Consider the following 21221-nt stretch of genomic DNA (forward strand, 5'->3'; position numbering starts at 1 on the left):
ACCGCCGCTTAAAGTAGTCGCTATGACCAACAACCGTGAGACGCACGATCAGCGCCAAGACAACTACGCCCTCGATGACACTCTGGCTGGCCGCATCACCCAGGCCGCCGCCGTGGGCATCGCGACCTCCTATCCGGATTGGATCAAGTCCAAGGGCGGTTTGATCACCGCGTATACCTTGTCTTTCTTTGGCTTTAGCGCCCTAGTGGCCTATACCAACGCGCACGCCGAGCAGGACGGCGATGAGCCGCGCTCGCCGCAGGATAGTGACGATCAAGGCCTCAAGCCGTGGGCCATTTTTGCCGCAGTGGTGCTGCTGCTCATCCTGGGCGGCTGGATGAACGTTGCCCTTTCCCGCCGCATGGTGAAGTTCCTGCGCAAGCGCGGTGCCAAGCGTCCGTGGACCCTCTTGGGTGCCATAGGCGCGGCGCTGACGTTCCTTATTAGTGAGCTGGAAGCTCGCGATATTGCAAAACTAGCTTCCTAAAATTTGCGTATGGTGGGGCTCATGAACGCAGGGGTCACCGATATCGCACAGGCGCGGGCCAAACGCGCCGATAGCGTGGTATCCCTCAAGCGCGAGCCCCTCACCATCATTTGCCAAGCCGCGAATATTCGCGCCGATGGCGAGGTGCACCGCCAGATTGGTTTTAGCGATGCCCTGACCTTCACCGAGCTGCACCGCGTACTGCGCATCTGCTTTGGCCTGCCGGAGGAGGAATCTCCCTGGCACTTTTATGAACACACCGAGGCCCGTGGCCCGCGCATCGATCCGGAGCGCCAGGCCTCCGAATTCCTCTGGCGCGAGGGCGATCAAATCGACTTCGCTTGGGGACTGTGGGACTTCGAGCTGGTAGTAGCCGAGATCTATCCCCGCGATAATGGCACCCCAGAGGCGCTGTGCGTAGGCGGCTCGGGCTCGCTCTTCCAGCCCTTTGAGCTGACCAGCGTGAACCGTGAATTGACCGGCCAAGAGGTTACCGATGAAGTCTTTTCCGCGGTATCGTCCCCCGTGCGCGATTTGATTGAGCGCACCAAACTCTATGACTTCGTCCCACTGCTGCAAGCGATGGACCTAGGCAGGGAAACCGACCTCACACCGCATACTTCCCGCGTGCTCGCCAGCTTGCCGCGGGAGGTGACCCATGAAGGCAAAGACGCCTTTTGGTCCATGGCGCTTGCCCTATCCTGCATGGGTGGCGCGGAGCTGACCGATTCCGTCGTGGAGACCACCATGGATGCGCTCGGCTGGGTCAATGACGATGGCACGGCGCTCTCCGGTGCCGACGTGCGGGAACTGTGTGCGGCGTCGTTGCAGCAATTGGCCGGGATAGGCGCCTATGGCGCCGAATCCGCCGCGCCGGTGGATCGGTTGGACATGTACCGAGCGCTCTTGCGCGGGTAGGCTACTCACTCGTGACTAATTCCGCTGACGACGCCGTAAAAGTAAAGCCCTCGTCCACCTCGCTGCACACCCAGCTGGTGCGTTTCATTTCCGTGGGCGTATTTACCGCCGCCATTGACTATGGTCTCACGCTGCTATTGACCTATCTGGGGCTGCACCGTTCCGCCGCCAAGGCCATCGGTTGGGTCTTTGGCACCATCGCTGCCTACCTAGCCAATGCGCGGTGGACCTTTGGGGCGAAGGTATCTGGCCGCACGGCCGCGACCGTGGGCATCTTGTACGCCTCTACCTTTGCGGTCCAAAACTTCCTGTACTGGGTGCTCAATGAGCCACTTATGGCCCTCGGCTTTGAGGGAGCGGTGAAAGACACCATCGCCTTCGTCATCGCCCAAGGCGTGGCCACGGTGACCAACTTTGCCATTCAAAGGGCCTTTATCTTTAAGGAAAAATAGATGGCAGCAGCCTCCCCACGGACGTGGCGCGGCGCGGCCCAGCGGGCTTCGCGCTCGACCAGCCTGCGCGCGCAAAGCGCCAAGTTCGCGGTGACGGGGGCACTTGCCGCGCTAATCGACGTCTCCTTAACCTGGTTCCTGCAGATCGGCTTCAGCCTGCTGAGTGCCGATCCGGCGCGGGCGGTGGGCTTTATCGTCGGTACCTGGGCGGCCTATCTGCTCAATCGCCGCTGGACCTTCCAGGCCAAAGCCACCGCGGTGCGCTTCGCCGGGGTACTTGCCACTTACGGGGTGACCTTCGTGGTCAATATGGTGGCCTATAAGTTCCTCTTTGAGCTTTTCGACGTCCGCTGGGAGTGGAACTCCACCTTCTCCCTCGTGGTGGCCTTTGCCATCTCGCAGGGCACCGCCACCGTGGTGAACTTTGCGGTGCAACGCTGGATTATTTTTAGGAAGGCGGGAGTCAGGGTCGTCGCCAAGCAGGATCCGTCCTAGCCCCGGTTAGGGCGGCGGAAATCTTCTTGGCGCCCGCGGTTGTGGAGTTTTAGCCATTCGATAAAGCCGGCTGGGTCGTGGCGCTGGACCAAGAAGAACCAGCCAAAACGGGCAAATTCCTGCGGCAGTAGCTTGCGCATGCCGCGCTGCCACAGCAGGTAGCCGCGATTGCGGTAGGTGAAAAAGCGCTTGAACTCACCTTCTGGGTACTGGGTATGCATTTTGCCACCCAGGATGGGCTTGAACTCATCCGATCCGTCCGGGTGCAGGTAGCTGGTGGTCAGCGCCGTGCCGAAGGAGAGCCCGGAATTAACCAGCCGGCGGTGGTATTCCACCTCATCGCCGCGGATAAACAGCCGGTAGTCCGGAACGCCAATGATCTCCATGGCCGCGGCGGAAATCAGCGCGCCGTTAAAAAGCGAGGCGATGCCGGGCAGGAAATCGCCCTCCAGCTCGTCCATCCGGCGGCGCCATACCAGCCCCTGGCGCAGGGGGAAGGCCAGGCGGCCGGGATCGTCAATATTGCATACCGCCGGGGAGACCTCATGCAGGCGGTTGGCTTCTGCCACTCGATACAGCTCCGCTAGTACCGCGTGATCGGCAGGGCGGCCGTCATCATCGGCGCACCACACGGCATCGGCGCCCAAAGACAGCGCGGTGAGAAAACCTAGCGCAAAGCCACCGGCGCCGCCCAGGTTGGTTTCCGAAGGCACGTAGACACCCCGGTCACCCGCCATGGATTCGACGAGTTCGCGCACCGCATCTTCCGCGCCATTATCCACCACGACTACCCACTGCACGGGGTGGGTTTGGTGGACTACCTGTTCAAGCGAAGCCCGCAATAGCTCGGCGCGCTGATGGGTAACAATGACGGCGGCGGTGGAACCGGTGGAAGTCAGGGTGGCAGTCATGGGTTCCATCTTGCCACCGGGGTAGGGGGACCAACGCAGAAACACTCCGTGCGGGTGAAGCGAAAACTAGATATGGCCGCAGCTTTGTGGATACTGTGAAATGTATGGAAAATATCTGGCCGCCTTTTGCGGTGACCATTCGGGCCAGCGATGATACTGGCCGTGGAGTCGACCTGCGCGTCATGCGCGATGAAGACATCGCGTGCGTGGCCACGGTAGGTGCGGCAGATATCTATGGCACCGACATTCCCGAGCACGCCTTTCCCTGGCTCTTTGATGAAAAGCGGAATACTCCCGCTGCCATGGCGCAGCACCGGTGGGAGCACCGAGCGCAGCTGCGCGCCAATAATTGGACCCTGGATTTCATTGCCCGCGACGCAAAGACCCAAGAATTGGTGGGGGTGGTGGACCTATCGGCCGAAAACTTTGCGGCCGCGCGGGAAGTGCAGACCGCATCATGGGTACTGCGCCGCTTCCAAGGCCAAGGCTATGGCACGCTTATCCGCCAAGCGGTGGTCGAGTTTTCCTTTACCCACCTCGATGCGCATTCGCTGCGTACTTGTTGGATAGAGACCAATCTTGCCTCGGCCCGGGTGAGTGAGAAGATGGGCTACCGCATAAGCACCGAGAAAAAGGAAGAGCCTGCCGGCCCAGAAAAAATTAACCGGCCGGTGGTCAGCGCGCGCCTTAGCGCCGCGGAGTATCACCGGCCGGATGGCTTGCAGCTGGAGGTAACCGGAGTGGGCGAGCAGCTGCTGCATATGCTCAGCTAGTTGCCGCTGGTGTCCTCATTTTCAAAACGCTCGCGCAGGTCGCGCACATACTCGCCCACCTCAGGGCCTTCGTATTCGCCGACGACCTCGGAAACCTCGCCCACCGAGCGGATCTCGCCATGGTCGATCCATAGCGCGGTATTACACAGCTGCGCCAAAAAGTCATTGGAGTGGGAAGCAAAGACCAGGATGCCGGAGCGCTTCACCAGCTCTTGTAGGCGTACACGGGCCTTGGCCATGAAAGCGGCGTCGACGGCGCCGATGCCCTCATCCAACAGCAGGATTTCCGGCTCAATGGACGTCACTACGCCGAGCGCCAAGCGCACGCGCATACCGGTGGAATAGGTGCGCAGCGGCATGGAGAGATAATCGCCGAGTTCAGAAAACTCCGCAATCTCATCCATCTTTTTCTTCATCTGCTTGATGGACTGGCCCAAAAAGAGGCCACGGATAATGATGTTGTCGTAGCCAGAGACCTCCGGGTCCATGCCTACGCCCAAATCAAAGACGGGGGCCACGCGGCCGCGCACATCGGCAGAACCACGGGTGGGTTCATAAATGCCAGACAAAAGGCGCAGCAAGGTGGACTTGCCGGCGCCGTTATGGCCCACCAAACCCACGCGGTCGCCCTCGCGCAGGTGCAGGTTAATATCCTTCAGCGCCTCCACCACGACGGTGTTCTGGGCATTTTTGCCAATGACGCCGCCGGCGGAAGAAAGCATGGCCTTCTTGAGCGAGCGGGATTTGGCATCAAAGATGGGAAAGTCCACGCACGCGTTATACGTATCAATCGAGACCATCAGTCTGTATCCTTTCGAGGAATCTCAGGAAGTGCAGGGCGTGGGCTTAAACCCAGTAGCTGACGCGGAAGCGCCACTTGCGCATGACCAAGCCGGCGATGAGCAGGCCAAGAACGGTGCAGCCAATAACGATCCACCAGTGGTAGGCGGCCACCGGCTCACCGATCATGGGCGCACGGACGATTTCCAGGTAGTGGTAGAGCGGGTTGATTTCCGCGATGCGGGCGCGGCTGGACACCGCACCGCCCTGGTCCTTCAAGGTATTGGTCATCCACACAATCGGGGTGACGTAGAACAGCAGCTGGGTCAGTGCTTCAAGCAGCGGAGCGACGTCACGGAAGCGGGTAGCGATGATGCCAAAGAACATCGTGACCCACACGCCGTTGACCAGCAACAAGGCCAAGCCGGGGAGGAAGAGGAAGAACTCCCATCCCAAGTTGCGCGGGAAGATAAGGATAAGCAGCAACCAGATGATGAGGTTATGGCCCAAAAACAGCGTCTGGCGCCACACCAAGCGGTAAACGTGCACCGACAGCGGGGCTGGGAGCTGTTTAATCAAGCCCTCGTTGTCAATGAAGACCGTGGAGCCTTCTTTGATGCAGCCCGAAATGAAGGTCCACATAATAAGGCCCACGGTGACGTGGGGGAGGAACTCCGCGACGGGAATCTGGAAGAGCATGGAATACAACAGGCCCAAGGCGAGGGCCATCACGCCGGTGGCGATGGTGATCCAAAACGGGCCCAGGACAGAGCGGCGGTAGCGCTGCTTAATATCTTGAATGCCCAGTTTGAACCACAGCTCGCGCTGCTGTGCACCCTGCACCAGGTCCGCGAAGGCGGCCTTGAGGGTCTCGGACTGGGACGCTGGGGTGGCCTCGCCGTCTGGCTGGGAGGTCATGCGGGCGATATCAGCGCGCAGTTGATTGTTATCTTGCACGCTCAACACCCTAGCGCGCGGGCTGGGCAAACGGGAACTACACGCCGCCAGCCTGCGAAAACAGCGATATCCAGCGAAAATTCAAATTTGGGAAACTTGGGCCAAACGCGTATACAGTAGGGAACCGACCGCCACTGTGTGGCGATGCCTAGCGCGATAAAGAAGGGGACCGTAATGCCAGCAGGAGCTTCGGCACACTACGACGTATTCAGTGTGCGCGGTTTATACACCGGGCTATCTGATGGTTGGACCTACCTCAACGCGCACGCGGTGCCCCAAATTTCTGAGCGCGTCGCCTCCGGCGTGGCGCGATCCTTCCGGATGTCCACCGCAGTGGCCACCCAGGAGGGCCCAGGCGGCGCCCACTCCGCCACGCCCGCGCCGGGCCGTTTGGAAGGCGATGGTAATTACACCGCCGCACGCATGGCTGTAGCGGATCTGACCGGGTCCAAGGCAGACCGCGTAGTGCTTGGCCCGTCCTTGCCCGTGTTGTACCAGTCCTTGGCGCAGACGGCCCGTCCGCTATTGGGCAGCAATTCCTCGGTGGTGCTCTCCAAGCTGGATCCGCCGTCTTTGTACTCGGCGTTTTCTGAGGTCAAGGCAGAAACCCGTTGGGCCCAGCCAGACTTGGGTACGGGTGAGCTGCCAGGTTTCCAATTTGCCGAGCTGGTCGATGGCTCCACGCGCCTCGTTGCCTTCTCCGCCGCGCACGAGCTTTTGGGTACGGTATCCCCGGCCGCTGAGATCATTGACACCGTCCATGAGCGCTCCCGCGCCTGGACGCTTCTCGACGTCTCTGCGATCGCTCCCTACCGCCCCATCAACTTCGATGATCTCGGCGCCGATATCTTAGGCCTCGACCTGGGATTGCTGGGCGGACCGCAGCTAGCGGCGCTTGTCTTCCGCGATACCCGCATGTTCCGCCGCCTCGACGCCCTCGATCCGGTGCATACCGGCAAGGGTTCTCGCAAGCTGGAAACACCCATTTCCTCTGGCTTGGCCGGCGGTGTCGGACCGCTCGTGGACCATCTTGCCGCCCTCGCCGGTGGGGAGAGCGGCTCGCGCCGCAAGCGCCTGCGCACCTCCATGGATGCGCTCAGCGTCTACTTGGAGGATCTGCGCGCTGACCTCTATTCCTTCTTGAGCACCCTGCCCGCCGTGCATATTCTTGGCGTGACCGGGGAGGCTGCCGCAGGCGCCTCCGACGATCGCCTGCCGCGCCTCACCTTCGCAGTAAAGGGTGTTCCGGCCGAGACCGTGCACAAGCGCCTCTTTGATAACGGCCTTGTTACCACGCTTGCCCCGCAGACCCCGTTGCTCACGGAGATGGGCGTGGAAGAAATTGGCGGTGCCGTTACTGTTGCGCTCGGCCCCTTCAACACCTATCACGACGTTGAGCATCTCATCCGCGTCGTAGCCTCGCTGGCTTAAACGGTAAGAACCAAGGTGCCGGTGACCTCGCCGCTGTCTAGGGCGGTGTGGGCCTGGGCGGCGTCGGCAAGCGGGTAAGTGGCGTGCAGCGCGTGCTTTACGCGGCCGTCTTCCAACATGGGCCACACATTTTCTACCGTGCCCGCCACAATCTGTGCCTTGTCTTCTAAGTCGCGGGCGCGCAGCGTCGTGCCCTGGACGGTCAGGCGCTTGGGCAGCATGGCGCCCAAGTTGATTTCCGCCTTGGTGCCACCCTGCATGCCAATGATGATGAGCTTGCCGTCCTTGGCCAGGCACTTCATATTCTTTTCCAGATATTTCGCGCCGATGATGTCCAAAATGACATCGCAGCTTCCCTTCAACTCTTCTACGAAGTCGTGCTCCTTATAGTTGATGAGAATATCGGCGCCTAGCTCGCGGCAACGCTCCAACTTCTCCTGTGACCCGGCCGTCACCGCCACCTCTGCGCCGAGGGCCTTGGCTACCTGAATGGCAAAAGTGCCAATGCCGCCGCCTCCGCCATGGATGAGGACGCGCTGGCCCTCGTGAAGGCCTGCCTCAATGCCCAGGTTGGACCACACGGTGCACCCGACCTCAACCACTGCTGCAGTTTCCTCGACGCTCAAACCCTTAGGCACGGGAAGCAGCTGGCCCTGCGGAACCGCGACGTATTCGGCGTAGCCACCACCGGCAAGCAGGCAGCCCACCTCGGTGCCTACCTCCCAGTTCGTATCTCCGGCATCGGCGATGGTGCCTGCTGCTTCTAAGCCCAAGATTTCCGACGCCCCCGGTGGTGGCGGATAGGCACCCATCGTCTGCAGGATATCGCCGCGGTTAACGCCTGCTGCCTGCACCTTCACAAGCACTTCGCCTGGACGCAGCTGCGGGACATCGACTTCGTGGAGCTCTAAGGACCGACGATCCTGCGGGTCGGTCTGAACGATGGCCTTCATGTGTGTTGTAGTCATGGATCCAATCTAACGAACCTGGTGTGTCCTGTGCCACGAAATTCGGAGCATCCTGCGGGGACATTCAGCACTGCAGGTGGCTTTTTGGGAAACCGGGCTATCTATTTAGTACACTGACCAAGTTGCTTCGTAGGCACGATGGGTGTTTTCGAAGAACATCATGGAGACGTGGCAGAGCGGCCGAATGCACCGGTCTTGAAAACCGGCGAGGTAATACCTCCGCGGGTTCAAATCCCGCCGTCTCCGCCGCAGGCGCAGTCCCTAGTCAGTGATGGCTAGGGACTGCGCTTTTTCTATTGCGTGCCGGCTTAATGCAGTGACGATGCCATAGCGCTACCAAATGGGAATTTCTATTACGTAAATTCTAGCCCGGTAGTTGAGCCGTCAACAGTCAAACTCGCTGTCGGATATGCGGTATTAGAATCCCCATTCGACGGCATGTATTAGTTCTTTAATACGTTTGTCTATTCAGTATTAGAAAGAGAAAGGGCCACCTAAGAGTCCTGTGAGATTATATGTCAAATCAAAGCCTGCACCACTAGGTACATTGGTGCTGGTGAACGTGCAATTAAGTGCATAGTTTGCGCTATAGAGTATGCAAATATGCAACTTAAATAGAGGGTAAGTTAAGTAGCCCTTAAGCCAATATTAGATAGAAGAGGAATAAAGGGCCTGCATACAGATCTGTAGTAGTGGCCTATGTGGCTGGTCTGGGTAGTCTGAAGTGCTTTCCCGGGAGGGGCATCTAGCTGTGGATGGTCGAGAAAATGCATAGAAAGAAATAAATTATACACTCCCCGTATGGGGGTAAAACTGCGTCTCAATATTCACAATTGTCACACGGACGGTGGTTCCAAATTTTCCAGGGGCTTCCAAATCTGTGTGTAGTGACCAGCACAAATGGAGGATTCTCCGTCCGGATTGCCTGAAAATTACCTGCCAACGCGATTGGATTGGGCTGGAAGCGAGCTTGCTTGTTGGATAGTGTCATTTCCAGCGACAAAAGCTGCACTAAATGTTGAGAATGAGAAGTTCATTCGTCGGAACATCGCTCGCGTCGCCCTACACGACGGTTATCGAAAGATAATTCTCACTGACCCAAACTCAACTCTCTTTAGGGGAAAATATGTTCAAGAACCGTGTTCGTACCGCCGCTCTCGCCGGCGCTGTTGCAGTTGCTACCGGTATCTCCGGTCTGGCTGTTCCTGCTTTCGCAGAAGACAACGCTGTTTCTAACACCATCGGTGGCGGCTTCAACGAGGCTGACAACTCCGCTGCTAAGGGTGTAGTTGCTAACAACGTTTCCGAGCGTGACCTGCTGAACAAGACCGACGCTACTGCGAACTACATCGTGAACCACAACCAGTGGTACGACCTGTACCACAACGCTGCACAGGCAGCTACCGACGGACTCGACCCGTCCGAAGAGGCTGCTTTCCAGAACCTGAAGCGCGAGGCTGAGAAGGCTGGTCAGCAGCTGGCACAGGCTGAGCAGAACGTCCAGGACGCACGTGCTTCCGTTGCTTACGCACTGGAGAAGGACGAGGCGGCTAATAAGGCTTGGGACAACGCAGACTCCAAGAAGGCTGCACTGAACGCTGCTGAGGCTGCTGCTGTTTCCGCTATCGCTCCGGCCGTACAGGCTGCTAACGCTGAGGGTCAGCAGGGCGGCCAGCCGGACCTGCAGGTTCCGGCAACCGGTTCCATTGCTGACCTCAAGGCAGCACTCAAGACCTACGAAGGCGCATACGACCACGCTGGTGAGCGTGACGCAGACCAGGCAGCAGGCGACTTCATTCCGCGCGACTACATCGGTCTGCTGGAGACCCTGATCTCCACCACCAAGGATGAGCTGGGCAAGGTAGAGGCAGCTCAGGCTGCTTACGACGAGGCTGTTGCAGCTGCTAAGGATGCTTCCCGCGAGGCTCAGAAGTCCGACGTTCTGGTTCGCCAGGGCTTCCTGAACCGTGCATTCGCTCAGGTTCGCGTTCTGCGCGCTCTCGAGGCTCGCTTCGCTGTCTCCACCCGCGAGATTGAGCTGCGTGAGTCCCCGGAGAACAAGAACGTTGTCATCGACGGTCAGACCAAGACCCTGCGTACCGCTTACGCTGAACTCATCACCGGTGGTCCTAAGGGCATCCTGAACGTAGCTATTGACGACACCACCGCTCGCCTGAAGAGTGCTGATGTCAAGGCTCTGAAGGGCTGGAACGGCGACCTGGATAACTTCGACGGCTCCCTGGCAAAGGAAGGCGAAGAGAAGGTCTACGACGCCATGAAGGAAGATGCACAGCGTAAGGCATACGAGGCCATCGACTCTGAGCGTGACTGGGAAGAGGCTGTCAAGAAGGTTTCCAACGAGGATGACAAGATCATCGCTCAGCAGCTGAAGGAGACCGCACAGGACGAGGCTCAGAAGGAGCAGGAAGAGAAGCGCGCTGAGGAGTCCGCTAAGCAGCAGGAGCTGCTGGAGCAGCTCATCGCAGCTATCAACAACAAGAACCAGGAAGACACCCCGGCTCCGGCAGAGACCGAGACCCCGAAGCAGGATCCTAAGGACAACGACAGCTCCTCCAAGCTGTCCCCGCTGGGCATCGCTGGCATCGTAGTTGGCGTGCTGGGCGCAATCGCTGCTATCTTCCCGTTCCTGGGCAAGCAGCTGAACCTGGAGCTGCCGCAGCTTCCGCAGCTGCCTAAGCTTCCTTTCTAAGTTAAAGGAGCATAGAAGCTTATAGCTTCTGAGTGAGGGAGTGCAGTATTGAGGCACCCTACCGATTCGGTAGGGTGCCTACTCACGTTTTGGGACGGATGCGCCGGGAGACAGTGAAGATTAAGTCAGGAGCCATAAAGCGTTTACATTGAGCTCCTACCTTGAGTTACGGACTTGCAAACACCGTTAACCTTGAGGCGATTATGACAAATTACATTTCCTACTTGGCCGAGGACCAGATACCGGCATCGTATGACTGGCTGTGGAGCGGGCTAGGAGCCGTCATCGTCATCGCCTTGTTGGTCTTTTGGGTGGCCTCGCTCATTTCCATCATCCGTTCGGGATATAGCGTAGGCGTCAAGGTATTGCTGGTGATGGCAGCATTTGCTTACCCATTCCTGGGGCCGCTTGTATGGTTCCTTTTTGCGCGAAATAAGGAGCATAAGACCAAAATCGACCGTTAGGCAGCGGTCCTTTCACGGAGCAATTGGCTAGTGCTGCTCGAGCCAGGAATTGATGCCGCCGCGCAAGGACACGACGTAGGGGAAGCCGCGCTTGCGGAGGACATCGACGGCCTGAGCGGAGCGGATGCCGCTGGCGCAGTAGATAACGGCCGCAGCATCTGGTTCGATGTGGGGATCTTCGCCGGCGAGGATGCGGTCGAGCTCAAAGTGCGTGGAATTGGGGATGGCGGATTGGGCACGCTCGGGGGAGGTGCGGACGTCGATAAGGGGGGCGTGTGGGGGAACCTCGCGGACCTCGGGGGCGTCGGCAGGCTGGGTGGGTTGTGCGCCGGTGGACCGGAGGGGAATGTATTCCCAGGTACCCGATAGGGCGTCGAAGTAGCCGAGCGTGCCGATGAGTGGGGTGCCTACGCCGGTGATGAGTTTGAGGGCTTCGAGCGCCATGGCTGACCCGACAACGCCGACCACTGGGCCGAGGACTCCGGCCTGCGAGCAGGAGGGAACCTCGCCGGGTGCGGGAGCTGTAGGAAAGACATCCTCGTAGACGGGGCCGTGGCCGGACCAGAAAACGCTGAGCTGTGCATCGAAGCCGAGGATGGAGGCCCATACGTGCGGGATGCCGAGCTCGTGGGCGGTCCAGGAGCTGAGGTAGCGGGCGTCGAAATTATCGGTGCCGTCGAGGATGAGATCGCAGCCGCGCAATTGTTTTAGGGCCGTCGCCGATTCGAGGCGGCCGTGGCAGGTGATGCCCACCTCTGGATTGAGCGCGCGGACGGCGGCCGCGGCGGAATCCGTCTTCGGTGTACCGATGGTGGCGGTGGTGTGGATGACTTGGCGGTGCAGGTTGGAGGGGGAGACCACGTCGTCGTCGAAAAGCGAAATGCGGCCCACACCCGCGCCGGCGAGGTAGAGCAGGGCCGGGGAGCCCAAGCCGCCGGCACCGATAACCGCTACGTGGGCATCGCTGAGCTTGCGCTGACCGTCCTCGCCCCAGAGCGCTTCCTGGCGGGCATAGCGGATGCTCATTCCAGGCCCACCCAATTGGTGGAGCCATCGCCGTGGCTTTGTTCCTTCCAGATGGGGACCTCCGCCTTGACGCGATCGGCGCATTCCTCGGCGGCACGGAAGGCATCGCCGCGGTGCGCAGCGGCCGCTACTACGGCAAAGGCCAGGTCACCGACCTTGAGGTCCCCCGTGCGGTGGGCGGCCCAGAGGCGCACTGGGTGGTTAGCCGCGACAGAATCGGTGACTTCCTGCAGCTTCTCCGGCGCGGATGGGTGGGCGCTATAGGAAAGAAGGGTGACATTCGGCCGGCCGCCATCGTGATCGCGGACGATGCCCTCAAAAGTGACGACGGCACCCATGGCGGCAGTGGCGGCCTCTTCCTTGGCAGCGGCAAGGAGGGATTCAAGGGGTTGATCGCTCAGAAGCGTGCCAATGGTGCAACCGGTTTGCTCGGCCACATAGGAGGGATCAGTGCTCATGTTTTCCTTCTAACATATCGACGATCGGAACGATTAATTCTTCCAAAACCGCGCAGCCGTCTTTTACCCCGCCGGTGGAACCGGGAAGCGTCATGGCAAAGGTGGAGTCATTGACGCCGGCGATGGCGCGGGAGGCTACCGCGGTGGGTACGCTTTCCAATCCCTTCTGCCAGAAGGCCACCGCTATGCCGGGCAGCTCGCGGGTGATATGTGGGGCGACGGCCTCTACCGTGCGGTCATCGTGCGTCAGCCCGGTGCCGCCGGAGGTCAGGATGACCGCGGGCTTTTCGGCGAAGGCGGCGGCAACGGCGGCGGCGATTTCGGCATCGGGGACGATGCGTGCGTCGGGACAGTCAAAGCCCTTGCGGCGCAAGAAATCCACCGCGATGGGGCCGGAGCGATCGTCGTAGATGCCCGCGGCGGCGCGAGTAGAGGCGACGATGACGATGGCGGTGCGCTGTGCGCTCATAGTGGGTAAACCTCCACTTCCTGGCCTTCTTCAAGGCGTTGACCGGCAGGGATGCGGATGAGATGGGTGGCGTCTGCCGCTTGGGCGAGCAGGTGGGAGCTGGCACCACCGAGGATATGGGCGTGGGAATCGACGCGCCCGCGGCGAAATTGGTCCTTGTGCGGGAGGCCCTCGATGCCCGCGGCCAGGGGGACGTGGAAAGGCTCTGGTGCCCAGCCGAGCGCAGGCGCGACGAAGAGGCGGAAACTTACCAACGTGGAAATGGGGTTTCCGGGCAAGCAGATCACTGGGGTGTTGTGGAAAGTGGCGATGCCCTGCGGGCCACCGGGTTGCTGGTCCACATGGCCGAACCAGCCATCGAGCACCTGGCGGACTACTTCAAATTTCCCGGCGGAGATTCCGCCTGAGGTAATGATGGCGTCCGGGCGGTGCTGCGCGATGGCTTCTGTGAAGGCTAGTTCTAGGGCCTGCGGGTCATCGTCGGTAGTGATATAGCCCGCGACGTCGATGCCGGCGCGGCGGGCCATTGCCGTTAAGAGTGGCGCATTGGCATCCGGAATGGCGGCGCTGCCGTGGCCGATTTCCGCGCCGCCGGTGCAGATGAGGATGCGGGCGGGGCGGTAGACCTCTACCTCGTCGATTCCTTGGGAAGCGAGGGCGGCCAAGCGCACCGGCGTGAGCTTATCGCCGCGGGCGGCGAGGAGGGCGCTTTCTTCCAGGTCCGAGCCGGTGCGGCGGATGAATTGGCCTGGCGACGTCTTTGGCACGGTGATGCGGCCGCCCGGGGAGAGGAATTCTTGTGGTTCGCAGCGCTCGATGGGCACGATTGCTGCAGTTCCATCCGGCACCTTGGCGCCGGTCATGATGGGGCAGGCGCTGGCAAGCGGGCCGTCGAGTACCTGGGCGGGCTCCGTGCCGGCCGCGATGGTGGGGCCCACCGGGTAGGTCCCGGCCGCGCACTGCGGGAGGGCGTAGCCATCCATCTGGGAGTTATCAAAGCGAGGGGAGGGGAAGCCGGCGTGTATGTCTGCAGCTAGAACCATATCCTGCGCCTGGGTGAGGGACACGGTGGTGGCTTGGCGTGCGGGCAGGGCCGCTGCGACCTCGCGCGCGTGAGTCTCGGGTGTGCGCATGGCGGCTAGTTTACCCGCGGTCTCGACATGGCATGGGCGTGCGGGGCATAGTAGAGGGCATGTTGACCGTTCACTATTTCGCCGCCGCCCGCGCCGCTGCGGGCGTGGCTTCTGAGCAGGTAGAAGCCCCCGCCACCTTGGGTGATCTGGTGGCGCAGCTGAGCGAGGAGCATACCGGCACCACCGAGGCCGGCATGAGCCTGAAAGAGGTCTTGGGGCGCTGTAGCTTTCTTATCGACGGCGCCGGGAACACCGCCATGGATTCCCCGCTGGCTGGTGTTACCCGGGTGGACGTCCTGCCGCCGTTTGCGGGCGGCTAGTCGCGCTGCCGCAGCGGGCTAGTAAAGAAGTTGATGACGCTGCTGACTATGGACAGCACGATGGCGCCGATGATCGCGGCGCCCCAGGAGTCGATGACGAGGTGGCCGATTCCCAGGTCCAGGGAATTGAGCGTCCACTCCACGATGATGAGCGCGGCGCCGTTGATGACGAGGGAGAAAAGTCCGAGCGTCAGGCAGGTCAGCGGCGCGCCGAGGACGCGCAGGACCGGCATGACCACGGCATTAATAATGATGAAGACGATGGCGATGGCGATGAAGTTGCCGGTCTCTGCTGGGGTGATGGTGATGCCGGGAATGACGGCAACTACCGCCCACAGCGCCACCGCGATGGCAAAGACATTCAGGGCAAAGTTGATGAGTGAGCGCATTTAGCCTCCTATGGTTGCGTTCCACGCCTGCAGCAGGGTGTCGGTTTCTTCTTCGGTGGTCACGGTAATGCGTATGCCTTCGCTAAACGCGCGCACGAGCACGCCGCGTTCGGCCAGGCGAGCGGCCACTTCCTGCGGGGTACCAAGGCGGGCCAGATTCGCGGCCGGCAGCCAGACATGGTTTGCCTCGGAATGTGGCACTCCCCAGTCCTGCAAGGCTTCTTCTAGGCGCTCGCGCTGGCCGACGACCTCATCGGTGCGCTCCCGCAGCGAATCCTGCGCCGCCAGTGCCGCGCGGGCACCAACCTGCGCCACGGTGCTGGCGGAGAAGGGGATGGCCACCTTATTGAGGGCCTCAATAATATTTTCCGGGCCAAAGGCATAACCGATGCGCACCCCGGCCAGGCCATAAGCCTTTGAGAAGGTGCGCAGGCACACCAGGTTGGGATAGGTGCCCACTAGCTCCGTACCCAGCGGAATGTTGGTGGCGCGGTTGTATTCGATATAGGCCTCGTCGAGGGCAACGAGGACGTCGGCAGGCACGGCATCCATGAAAGCGGCGAACTCCTCCTTGGTCACCGTGGTGCCGGACGGGTTATTGGGATTGCACACGAAGATAAGCCGGGTCTTGTCCGTAATCTTGTGCGCCATTGCCGGCAGATCCACGCGCTGGTCTGCACCTAGCGGAACCGGGATGGGGTGGGCGCCGACTACCTGGGCGAAGATGGGGTAGGCCTCGAAGGAGCGCCACGGGAAGAGGACCTCTTCACCAGGGGTGGCGGCAATTTCTACCAACTGTTGGCACAGCGCGGACGAGCCGGTGCCCACCGCTACCTGCTCGGGATCCACACCTAGGTGCGCGGCGAGGTCCTCGCGCAGCGCGGTGGCCGCAATATCCGGGTAACGGTTAGCCTTCGTCACGGCCTCCGCCATGGCCGCGGCCGCCTCCGGCAGCGGCGGGTGCGCGGCCTCGTTGGAGGAGAGCTTGAGCGCGTCATCGTTGCGCGCGCCGGCGGCGTAGGCGGGGATGGCTTTCAGGTCTGGGCGAATCATGCCTCCCACTTTAGGGCCTGCGTCTTTGCTGCGGGCGTGAAAGCAGGGGGCTAGTTTGGCAGCAGCGGGGCAGGCAGGTATTCTCAAACGAGGTTCCTTGAGAACCGTGGAGATGTGCCAGAGCGGCCGAATGGGGCTCCCTGCTAAGGAGTTGACCCTTCTGGGGTCCGGAGGTTCGAATCCTCTCATCTCCGCCATTTAATCCCGAGCGAGCGCGCTCGGGATTTTTTAATTCGCGTTTTCTATTCTCGTCGGCTCCGTGCAGCGGAGAAATCTGCTATTTGCGCTGGTACTTGGCGCAGCGGCGGAAGAGCGTGAGCATGCCAACGCCGAAGATGAAGCTTCCGGTAAAAGCCGCAGCGCGTAGGGAAGTGACCTCGTGGAAGAGGGCAGGCACCATGAGAATGGCGATAACAGAGCTAATGACTCCTAGGGCGAGGAAAGTAATCGTCACGATAGGTCCCGGTGTGGATTGCTGCGGCATGGGGGTCAGTCCTTTCATCACTCAATTCTGATGAAAATAACTCTAGGTTGCCCTCTTAAGAGCCGCAATAGGAAATTCCCAAGAGACTAAGCGGGGCCTTAGGATTCTAGGGCAGGAAAGACCTCGTCACGCAAGAGATGGGCGAGCTCGCGATCCGGGTTGGTCGGGTCTACCCACGCGATTTCGGCAATTTCTGCGGCAGCGCGGGCAAGGACGGGGCGCGGATAGGTAAAGATGCGTCCGCGCACGGTTTCTCCGGGTTCGTTGGCGGCCGGCGCGTCGAAGGTTCCGAGCGGGGAAAGCTCCGGGAGACGGACCTCCACACCGATTTCCTCTGCGACCTCGCGGGCTGCGGCCTGTGCGGGGGTTTCGCCAGCCTCAAGCTTGCCTCCAGGTAACTGGAACTTGGTGGAGGATTCCTTGCGTACGGTGAGAACATGCCCCAAGGAATTGCGGAAAACTACGGCAGCAACTTCAATCATGGGCCCGACTATAACCTCGCGGCGTGCAGGCGGTGAACTTAGATGTGGTGCCTGGTGGTGCTCCTTAATTCATGAAGCGGGGCACCCAGTCGCGTTCAGCTACGGTAAGGGCGGCGGCAATCTGTTCGTGGGTTAAGCCATGGCCGATGGTGCCGGAATCGATCGGGGCGCCGTCTATCACCGCGTAGAGGGTCCAGCCATTATTATGTTCAAAATCCACGCGTAGCTCATCCGGGTGGCCAGCTAGGCAGGTGCCGGAGCTTTCCAATTGAGCGGGACTCGGCAGGCCCGTGGCGCTCAGGCCTTCTACTATGTCGGTGCCGCCATCGGGGCGCAGCACCATGAGGCAGGTGCTGTACATATAGGTGGTCTTGCCGTTGCTGGTTTCGGAACCGCGTTTGACCAGGTTTCCTACTAGGGCCGGGTAGAAGACTAGCCAGTTATTATCCCAGGCCTGCTGGATTCGCTTGCGGTACGACAATGCGCGGCGGATACCCCAGATAGCTGCACAAAGGATTATCCCGAGCAAGGAGAATCCAATAAGGGGCGCACGGGCAGCCAGCAGCACCAGAGGAAAAGCGGAGGTGAGGATGCCAGTTAGCCCGAAGACCATCCCTACGACCATAAAGAGGGATAGGGAGGCATTGCGTCCGGGCGCCGGACCGGCGGCGGCAATGGCCTCACGCAGGGCCGAGCGCTTGGGGTGTGGGTGTGGTTTGTGTACGCCCGCGATGCGGGCGGCACGCGCGAAGCGCAGGCCCGGCGAGGTATCGAATTGCAGGGGGCTTTGGGGCAGGTACATAGCGAGGTGCTCCTTCGCGTAGGGGCTGGCCTGCACTGTTGAGAATACGGGAGGATGCTGCGCAGTGCGCCTTTATTGGGACTCAAACCGAAAATGAATATAAGGTGGTGGACATGAGTGACTCGAGGTTTCCCCGCTCGGTGTTTGCGGTTGGCACCGACCCTGATCCGCGTTTCACGCTCGCTAATGAGCGCACGTTCTTGGCTTGGATCCGCACCTCCTTGGCGTTGATTGCTGGCGGCGTGGCGCTCGAGGCCTTTGACGTTCCCCTGCCGGCCGAATTGCGCTCTGCGGTGTCGGTATTCATGCTGGTCGTCGCTATTATTCTGCCGCTGGTGGCATGGGTGCACTGGAAGCAGTCCGAACGCGCGATGCGCGAGGAACGCCCGTTGCCCTTTAGCTTTGCCATCCCGGTGCTCGTCGTGGCGATCGTGGTGGTCGCGGGTGCGCTCGTAGTAGGCGAATTCCTTGGCTAGCCCACTTTTTGATCCCGGCCTGCAGCCCGAACGCACCCGCCTATCGTGGCAGCGCACCCTTTTGGCGTTGTCTTTGGTGGTGCTGGGGGTTATGCGGGCGGTAAGCGTGCACGTCTTCTTGCCGTTGGTCTTTATCGCTGCGGGCGTATTGGCATTGGCCTTGGCGGTGTGGCAGCGTGCCTCGCTTGTCGACGCCGCCTTGTCCACCCACCGTTCCCTCCCTCACGCCATCATCCTTGCGAGCACCGCGGGGCTCGTGTCCCTGCTGGCTGCCTTCGCGCTCTGGGGGCTTTTCTCCTAGGTTTTCGCCCAGCTCGGGAAGCCGCAGCGCTGTATATTATGCCTATGTCTAAACCCCTATCTCTCCCTCTTGCCGTCCTCGCGGTGACCGCCGTTGCCGCCTTGAGCGGCTGTTCCAATTCCACTGACTCCACCGAGGCCGCGGATAAGCCGAATTTCACCGGCACTGCCCCGAGCTCCTCTGCGGCGGCCGCGTCTGAAACAGAGGCCGAGTCTCAGTCCTCGGCCACGGACTCCCCGGCAGAAGAAACCACCACCAAAGCCGCAGCGGATAAAGATGAAAACGATGCAGACAAGGACGCCGAGGGCGGCGGGGAAAATAAAATCATCCCGGTAGAGGCCCTCGATTCCCTGTGGGTTCCGGCGTTGTGCAATAACCAAGCGGGCAACTTGGAAGGCGGCCAGCTGCCACAGCATCTTAAGACCGGGATGCTCTTTGACGTCGCCGCGGCGGGCCTGAAGCTGAATCAGGACGATACGCCAAAGGGCGCCTACGCGGATATCAACGGCGATGGCAGGGACGAAGCCGTCATTACCTACGTCTGTAATCAGGGCGGTACGGGATGGCCGGATAACCTGCTTATCTATGACAACGATCTGAACTACATCACCAAGGTGGATGATTGGGAGCGCGAGGGAATGCCACCAGCGCGCGGGCATATCCAGCAGCTGCAGTGGACCAAAGACACGGTCACCGTTACCTGGCGTGCCTATGCTGACGATGACCCAGCCTGCTGCGCTACCCAAGAATTCACCGGAAACCTCACGCTGGACGGGGATACGCCGCACCTTGAGGTAACCGGTCACCGGCAGGTTGCCAGCTAGCGGCATTCCCTGCAGTATGGCGTAGTCTAAATGGGCTGTAATTAATACTCAGGGAGCTCAATCCCAGAGGAAAGAAAGGCAGGGGCAGCGCGATGGCGGAGACCACCGAGCAGGCTAGCGATATCGTCGAAGCGTGGCTGAAGCAAGAAGACGCCATCGATCCACAGAAGGCCCCGCGCCTGCAAGAACTTTTGGGTAGGGTGCCGCTGCAGGATCTTATCGCCGTCGTCGAGCGGCAAAATGCCATCCGCGCGGCGCTGGCCCTGCGCCTGTTGCCGCGCCAAAAGTCGATCGCCGTCTTTGATGCCCTCGATGCCAAGCACCAGGCGGATATCATCGATGAACTGGGCAATGCCGATGTTTATGAGTTCTTTGATGAGCTCGACCCGGAAGATCGCGTGGCCTTGTTGGACGAGCTGCCTGCGGAAATTGCGGACCGCCTGCTGCGCTCGCTGACCCAATCAAAGCGCGATGTCACGGGCGTGGTGCTGGGCTATGACAAGGGCTCGGTGGGCCGCCGCATGTCGCCCGAGGTTCCCGTCATCCACCCAGAGATGAGCGTGCGGGATGCCCTGTACAAGCTGCGGGAAATCGCGCACGAGCTAGAGACCATTTATACCGTGCCCATTACGCGCGAGGATCGGCGCTTGGTGGGCGTGGTCAGTCTGCGCGAGATTTTTACTGCCGATGCCGCTCTCACCATGGCCGATATTATGCAGGAACCCGTCTTTGCTCAGGCCGGCGATGATGCGGAGGAAACCGCGCGCTGGTTCCTGCCGTTGGATATGCTGGCGCTGCCCGTTGTGGATGAGTCGCACCGCCTTGTCGGCCTGCTGACGTGGGATGATGCTACCGATATCGTGGAGGAAGAAGATAGCGAGGACTCCGCTCGCGCCGGCGGTACCGAGGCCCTCCAGCAGCCGTACCTGTCCACGCCGCTGCTCAAGCTGGTGCGTTCGCGCATCGTGTGGCTGCTCGTGCTGGCCGTCTCTGCGCTGCTGACGGTGCAGGTACTCGATTCCTTTGAAGACACATTGGCCAAGGCCGTGGTCCTGTCCCTCTTTATTCCGCTGCTGACCGGCACCGGTGGAAATACCGGCAACCAGGCGGCTACCACGGTGACGCGTGCCTTGGCGCTGGGCGACGTCCGCACGCGCGACCTCCTCGCCGTCATGTGGCGCGAGCTGCGCGTCGGCATGCTGCTCGGCGCCGTGCTGGGACTCGCTGGCCTGGCGCTGGCCACCCTGGTCTATGGCCTAAGTATCGGCCTCGTCATCGGCTCGACGCTGTTTTTGATCTGTTCCATTTCCGCGACCGTCGGCGGGCTTATGCCCATCGTGGCTAAGACCATCGGCGCCGATCCGGCGGTCTTTTCCAACCCCTTCATCTCTACCTTCTGTGATGCCACGGGCCTGATTATCTACTTCCTGATTGCCAAAACCGTGCTGGGCATCTAGCACGCCTCCCTGCGGTTCGGGGGTGGGGAAGTGGTGGGGACATTTCCGGTTTCGGGCAGGTGCGATGTGTGCTCTATGGGGGTGCGGGGGTGCTTGCGTGTGGCGGGATATGGTTTCTGCGTCACATGTTTTGTATGGTCAGTGCATGCTTCGCAGTGAACTGGATAACTTTCGGTCTGCTGCCTCGGCCTAGCTAATAAA

Annotated in this window: 26 protein-coding genes and 2 tRNA genes; 15 read left to right on the top strand and 13 right to left on the bottom strand. The window is 60.8% G+C overall.

Annotated features, from left to right (window positions below):
• Positions 1 to 22 precede the first annotated feature (22 nt).
• The 4 genes from RAE09_RS02900 to RAE09_RS02915 are packed head-to-tail and all read left to right on the top strand — an operon-like array spanning position 23 to position 2352.
• Positions 23 to 487, top strand: a complete 465-nt coding sequence (locus RAE09_RS02900; protein WP_005329751.1) for a hypothetical protein — start codon at positions 23 to 25, stop codon at positions 485 to 487.
• A 9-nt stretch (positions 488 to 496) separates the two neighbouring features.
• Positions 497 to 1405 carry a hypothetical protein gene (locus RAE09_RS02905; protein ID WP_084771687.1) on the top strand — a complete coding sequence of 303 codons (909 nt, stop codon included), beginning with the start codon at positions 497 to 499 and terminating at the stop codon, positions 1403 to 1405.
• An 11-nt stretch (positions 1406 to 1416) separates the two neighbouring features.
• Positions 1417 to 1857, top strand: a complete 441-nt coding sequence (locus tag RAE09_RS02910) for a GtrA family protein (RefSeq protein WP_316980899.1) — start codon at positions 1417 to 1419, stop codon at positions 1855 to 1857.
• Positions 1858 to 2352 carry a GtrA family protein gene (locus RAE09_RS02915; RefSeq protein ID WP_316980900.1) on the top strand — a complete coding sequence of 165 codons (495 nt, stop codon included), beginning with the start codon at positions 1858 to 1860 and terminating at the stop codon, positions 2350 to 2352.
• Here RAE09_RS02915 and glfT1 read toward each other — a convergent pair.
• Complete coding sequence (gene glfT1 / locus RAE09_RS02920) at positions 2349 to 3272, bottom strand: galactofuranosyltransferase GlfT1 (RefSeq protein WP_316980901.1); 924 nt, start codon at positions 3270 to 3272, stop codon at positions 2349 to 2351. The genes RAE09_RS02915 and glfT1 overlap by 4 nt on opposite strands.
• 95 nt (positions 3273 to 3367) lie before the next feature.
• On the opposite strand from glfT1, the gene RAE09_RS02925 reads away from it, so the two are divergent.
• Positions 3368 to 4036: a GNAT family N-acetyltransferase gene (locus RAE09_RS02925; RefSeq protein WP_179387259.1), complete on the top strand. Its 669-nt coding sequence runs from the start codon at positions 3368 to 3370 to the stop codon at positions 4034 to 4036.
• On the opposite strand, the gene wzt is transcribed toward RAE09_RS02925, so the two are convergent.
• Positions 4033 to 4836 (bottom strand): galactan export ABC transporter ATP-binding subunit Wzt/RfbE, encoded by an 804-nt coding sequence (wzt, locus tag RAE09_RS02930; RefSeq protein ID WP_316980902.1) that lies wholly within the window; start codon positions 4834 to 4836, stop codon positions 4033 to 4035. The two genes, RAE09_RS02925 and wzt, sit on opposite strands and share 4 nt — an antisense overlap.
• 46 nt (positions 4837 to 4882) lie before the next feature.
• Positions 4883 to 5734, bottom strand: coding sequence for a galactan export ABC transporter permease subunit Wzm/RfbD (gene wzm / locus RAE09_RS02935; RefSeq protein ID WP_179387609.1), 852 nt, complete (start codon positions 5732 to 5734; stop codon positions 4883 to 4885).
• Positions 5735 to 5947: 213 nt separating this feature from the next.
• Between wzm and RAE09_RS02940 the strand changes: the two genes are divergently transcribed.
• A complete protein-coding gene (locus RAE09_RS02940) occupies positions 5948 to 7204 on the top strand; it encodes an aminotransferase class V-fold PLP-dependent enzyme (protein WP_005329740.1) in 1257 nt (418 codons plus the stop codon).
• Here RAE09_RS02940 and RAE09_RS02945 read toward each other — a convergent pair.
• Positions 7201 to 8157 (bottom strand): NAD(P)H-quinone oxidoreductase, encoded by a 957-nt coding sequence (locus RAE09_RS02945; protein ID WP_316980990.1) that lies wholly within the window; start codon positions 8155 to 8157, stop codon positions 7201 to 7203. The genes RAE09_RS02940 and RAE09_RS02945 overlap by 4 nt on opposite strands.
• Positions 8158 to 8334: 177 nt before the next feature.
• Here RAE09_RS02945 and RAE09_RS02950 point away from each other — a divergent pair.
• The 3 genes from RAE09_RS02950 to RAE09_RS02960 all read left to right on the top strand — a co-directional run bounded on the left by RAE09_RS02950 (position 8335) and on the right by RAE09_RS02960 (position 11346).
• Positions 8335 to 8418: transfer RNA gene (locus RAE09_RS02950), tRNA-Ser, on the top strand.
• A gap of 880 nt (positions 8419 to 9298) precedes the next feature.
• A complete protein-coding gene (locus tag RAE09_RS02955; RefSeq protein WP_316980903.1) occupies positions 9299 to 10882 on the top strand; it encodes a hypothetical protein in 1584 nt (527 codons plus the stop codon).
• A 203-nt stretch (positions 10883 to 11085) separates the two neighbouring features.
• The gene (locus RAE09_RS02960) at positions 11086 to 11346 is read left to right on the top strand and encodes a hypothetical protein (RefSeq protein ID WP_005329736.1); all 261 of its coding nucleotides are present in this window, start codon (positions 11086 to 11088) and stop codon (positions 11344 to 11346) included.
• Positions 11347 to 11373: 27 nt separating this feature from the next.
• On the opposite strand, the gene RAE09_RS02965 is transcribed toward RAE09_RS02960, so the two are convergent.
• The 4 genes from RAE09_RS02965 to RAE09_RS02980 are packed head-to-tail and all read right to left on the bottom strand — an operon-like array spanning position 11374 to position 14432.
• The gene (locus RAE09_RS02965) at positions 11374 to 12372 is read right to left on the bottom strand and encodes a ThiF family adenylyltransferase (protein ID WP_316980904.1); all 999 of its coding nucleotides are present in this window, start codon (positions 12370 to 12372) and stop codon (positions 11374 to 11376) included.
• Positions 12369 to 12830: a molybdenum cofactor biosynthesis protein MoaE gene (locus tag RAE09_RS02970; RefSeq protein WP_005323197.1), complete on the bottom strand. Its 462-nt coding sequence runs from the start codon at positions 12828 to 12830 to the stop codon at positions 12369 to 12371. Before RAE09_RS02970 ends, RAE09_RS02965 begins: the two co-directional genes overlap by 4 nt.
• A complete protein-coding gene (locus RAE09_RS02975; RefSeq protein ID WP_005323196.1) occupies positions 12820 to 13299 on the bottom strand; it encodes a MogA/MoaB family molybdenum cofactor biosynthesis protein in 480 nt (159 codons plus the stop codon). Before RAE09_RS02975 ends, RAE09_RS02970 begins: the two co-directional genes overlap by 11 nt.
• Positions 13296 to 14432 (bottom strand): molybdopterin molybdotransferase MoeA, encoded by a 1137-nt coding sequence (locus tag RAE09_RS02980; protein ID WP_316980905.1) that lies wholly within the window; start codon positions 14430 to 14432, stop codon positions 13296 to 13298. The genes RAE09_RS02975 and RAE09_RS02980 overlap by 4 nt, the downstream gene beginning before the upstream one ends.
• Positions 14433 to 14491: 59 nt before the next feature.
• On the opposite strand from RAE09_RS02980, the gene RAE09_RS02985 reads away from it, so the two are divergent.
• A complete protein-coding gene (locus tag RAE09_RS02985; RefSeq protein WP_005329732.1) occupies positions 14492 to 14752 on the top strand; it encodes a MoaD/ThiS family protein in 261 nt (86 codons plus the stop codon).
• On the opposite strand, the gene RAE09_RS02990 is transcribed toward RAE09_RS02985, so the two are convergent.
• Positions 14749 to 15141, bottom strand: coding sequence for a phage holin family protein (locus tag RAE09_RS02990; RefSeq protein WP_005323193.1), 393 nt, complete (start codon positions 15139 to 15141; stop codon positions 14749 to 14751). The two genes, RAE09_RS02985 and RAE09_RS02990, sit on opposite strands and share 4 nt — an antisense overlap.
• Positions 15142 to 16194 (bottom strand): histidinol-phosphate transaminase, encoded by a 1053-nt coding sequence (gene hisC / locus RAE09_RS02995; RefSeq protein ID WP_316980906.1) that lies wholly within the window; start codon positions 16192 to 16194, stop codon positions 15142 to 15144. It abuts the gene before it with no gap.
• Between the two features lie 108 nt (positions 16195 to 16302).
• Between hisC and RAE09_RS03000 the strand changes: the two genes are divergently transcribed.
• Positions 16303 to 16391: transfer RNA gene (locus RAE09_RS03000), tRNA-Ser, on the top strand.
• Positions 16392 to 16471: 80 nt separating this feature from the next.
• Here the strand turns inward: RAE09_RS03000 and RAE09_RS03005 are convergent.
• From RAE09_RS03005 to RAE09_RS03015, 3 genes are all read right to left on the bottom strand, one after another.
• Positions 16472 to 16696 (bottom strand): hypothetical protein, encoded by a 225-nt coding sequence (locus RAE09_RS03005; RefSeq protein ID WP_034668758.1) that lies wholly within the window; start codon positions 16694 to 16696, stop codon positions 16472 to 16474.
• An 80-nt stretch (positions 16697 to 16776) separates the two neighbouring features.
• Positions 16777 to 17160, bottom strand: coding sequence for an NUDIX hydrolase (locus RAE09_RS03010; RefSeq protein WP_005323190.1), 384 nt, complete (start codon positions 17158 to 17160; stop codon positions 16777 to 16779).
• A 64-nt stretch (positions 17161 to 17224) separates the two neighbouring features.
• Positions 17225 to 17962, bottom strand: coding sequence for a hypothetical protein (locus RAE09_RS03015; RefSeq protein ID WP_005329725.1), 738 nt, complete (start codon positions 17960 to 17962; stop codon positions 17225 to 17227).
• A gap of 113 nt (positions 17963 to 18075) precedes the next feature.
• On the opposite strand from RAE09_RS03015, the gene RAE09_RS03020 reads away from it, so the two are divergent.
• The 4 genes from RAE09_RS03020 (at position 18076) to mgtE (ending at position 21020) form a co-directional block, all read left to right on the top strand.
• Positions 18076 to 18438 (top strand): YidH family protein, encoded by a 363-nt coding sequence (locus tag RAE09_RS03020; protein ID WP_236882844.1) that lies wholly within the window; start codon positions 18076 to 18078, stop codon positions 18436 to 18438.
• Positions 18431 to 18739 carry a DUF202 domain-containing protein gene (locus tag RAE09_RS03025; RefSeq protein WP_150851118.1) on the top strand — a complete coding sequence of 103 codons (309 nt, stop codon included), beginning with the start codon at positions 18431 to 18433 and terminating at the stop codon, positions 18737 to 18739. The genes RAE09_RS03020 and RAE09_RS03025 overlap by 8 nt, the downstream gene beginning before the upstream one ends.
• Before the next feature lie 44 nt (positions 18740 to 18783).
• Positions 18784 to 19563, top strand: a complete 780-nt coding sequence (locus RAE09_RS03030; RefSeq protein WP_250413159.1) for an LppP/LprE family lipoprotein — start codon at positions 18784 to 18786, stop codon at positions 19561 to 19563.
• Positions 19564 to 19655: 92 nt separating this feature from the next.
• Positions 19656 to 21020, top strand: coding sequence for a magnesium transporter (mgtE, locus tag RAE09_RS03035; protein WP_250409780.1), 1365 nt, complete (start codon positions 19656 to 19658; stop codon positions 21018 to 21020).
• The last annotated feature ends 201 nt before the right edge of the window (positions 21021 to 21221 follow it).

It is taken from the genome of Corynebacterium tuberculostearicum, from assembly GCF_032821615.1.
Classification (GTDB): Bacteria; Actinomycetota; Actinomycetes; order Mycobacteriales; family Mycobacteriaceae; genus Corynebacterium; species Corynebacterium tuberculostearicum_H.

Coding starts and splice junctions, on each gene's coding strand:
- RAE09_RS02965 (WP_316980904.1), bottom strand. CDS start 12,372: ATGAGCATCCGCTATGCCCGCCAGGAAGCGCTCTGGGGCGAGGACGGT.
- RAE09_RS02915 (WP_316980900.1), top strand. CDS start 1,858: ATGGCAGCAGCCTCCCCACGGACGTGGCGCGGCGCGGCCCAGCGGGCT.
- RAE09_RS02940 (WP_005329740.1), top strand. CDS start 5,948: ATGCCAGCAGGAGCTTCGGCACACTACGACGTATTCAGTGTGCGCGGT.
- RAE09_RS02990 (WP_005323193.1), bottom strand. CDS start 15,141: ATGCGCTCACTCATCAACTTTGCCCTGAATGTCTTTGCCATCGCGGTG.
- RAE09_RS02960 (WP_005329736.1), top strand. CDS start 11,086: ATGACAAATTACATTTCCTACTTGGCCGAGGACCAGATACCGGCATCG.
- RAE09_RS02985 (WP_005329732.1), top strand. CDS start 14,492: ATGTTGACCGTTCACTATTTCGCCGCCGCCCGCGCCGCTGCGGGCGTG.
- hisC (WP_316980906.1), bottom strand. CDS start 16,194: ATGATTCGCCCAGACCTGAAAGCCATCCCCGCCTACGCCGCCGGCGCG.
- RAE09_RS03030 (WP_250413159.1), top strand. CDS start 18,784: ATGTCTAAACCCCTATCTCTCCCTCTTGCCGTCCTCGCGGTGACCGCC.
- wzt (WP_316980902.1), bottom strand. CDS start 4,836: ATGGTCTCGATTGATACGTATAACGCGTGCGTGGACTTTCCCATCTTT.
- RAE09_RS02970 (WP_005323197.1), bottom strand. CDS start 12,830: ATGAGCACTGATCCCTCCTATGTGGCCGAGCAAACCGGTTGCACCATT.
- RAE09_RS02900 (WP_005329751.1), top strand. CDS start 23: ATGACCAACAACCGTGAGACGCACGATCAGCGCCAAGACAACTACGCC.
- RAE09_RS03005 (WP_034668758.1), bottom strand. CDS start 16,696: ATGAAAGGACTGACCCCCATGCCGCAGCAATCCACACCGGGACCTATC.
- RAE09_RS03010 (WP_005323190.1), bottom strand. CDS start 17,160: ATGATTGAAGTTGCTGCCGTAGTTTTCCGCAATTCCTTGGGGCATGTT.
- RAE09_RS02925 (WP_179387259.1), top strand. CDS start 3,368: ATGGAAAATATCTGGCCGCCTTTTGCGGTGACCATTCGGGCCAGCGAT.
- glfT1 (WP_316980901.1), bottom strand. CDS start 3,272: ATGGAACCCATGACTGCCACCCTGACTTCCACCGGTTCCACCGCCGCC.
- RAE09_RS02975 (WP_005323196.1), bottom strand. CDS start 13,299: ATGAGCGCACAGCGCACCGCCATCGTCATCGTCGCCTCTACTCGCGCC.
- RAE09_RS02905 (WP_084771687.1), top strand. CDS start 497: ATGGTGGGGCTCATGAACGCAGGGGTCACCGATATCGCACAGGCGCGG.
- RAE09_RS02980 (WP_316980905.1), bottom strand. CDS start 14,432: ATGCGCACACCCGAGACTCACGCGCGCGAGGTCGCAGCGGCCCTGCCC.
- RAE09_RS02955 (WP_316980903.1), top strand. CDS start 9,299: ATGTTCAAGAACCGTGTTCGTACCGCCGCTCTCGCCGGCGCTGTTGCA.
- wzm (WP_179387609.1), bottom strand. CDS start 5,734: ATGACCTCCCAGCCAGACGGCGAGGCCACCCCAGCGTCCCAGTCCGAG.
- mgtE (WP_250409780.1), top strand. CDS start 19,656: ATGGCGGAGACCACCGAGCAGGCTAGCGATATCGTCGAAGCGTGGCTG.
- RAE09_RS03020 (WP_236882844.1), top strand. CDS start 18,076: ATGAGTGACTCGAGGTTTCCCCGCTCGGTGTTTGCGGTTGGCACCGAC.
- RAE09_RS03015 (WP_005329725.1), bottom strand. CDS start 17,962: ATGTACCTGCCCCAAAGCCCCCTGCAATTCGATACCTCGCCGGGCCTG.
- RAE09_RS02945 (WP_316980990.1), bottom strand. CDS start 8,157: ATGAAGGCCATCGTTCAGACCGACCCGCAGGATCGTCGGTCCTTAGAG.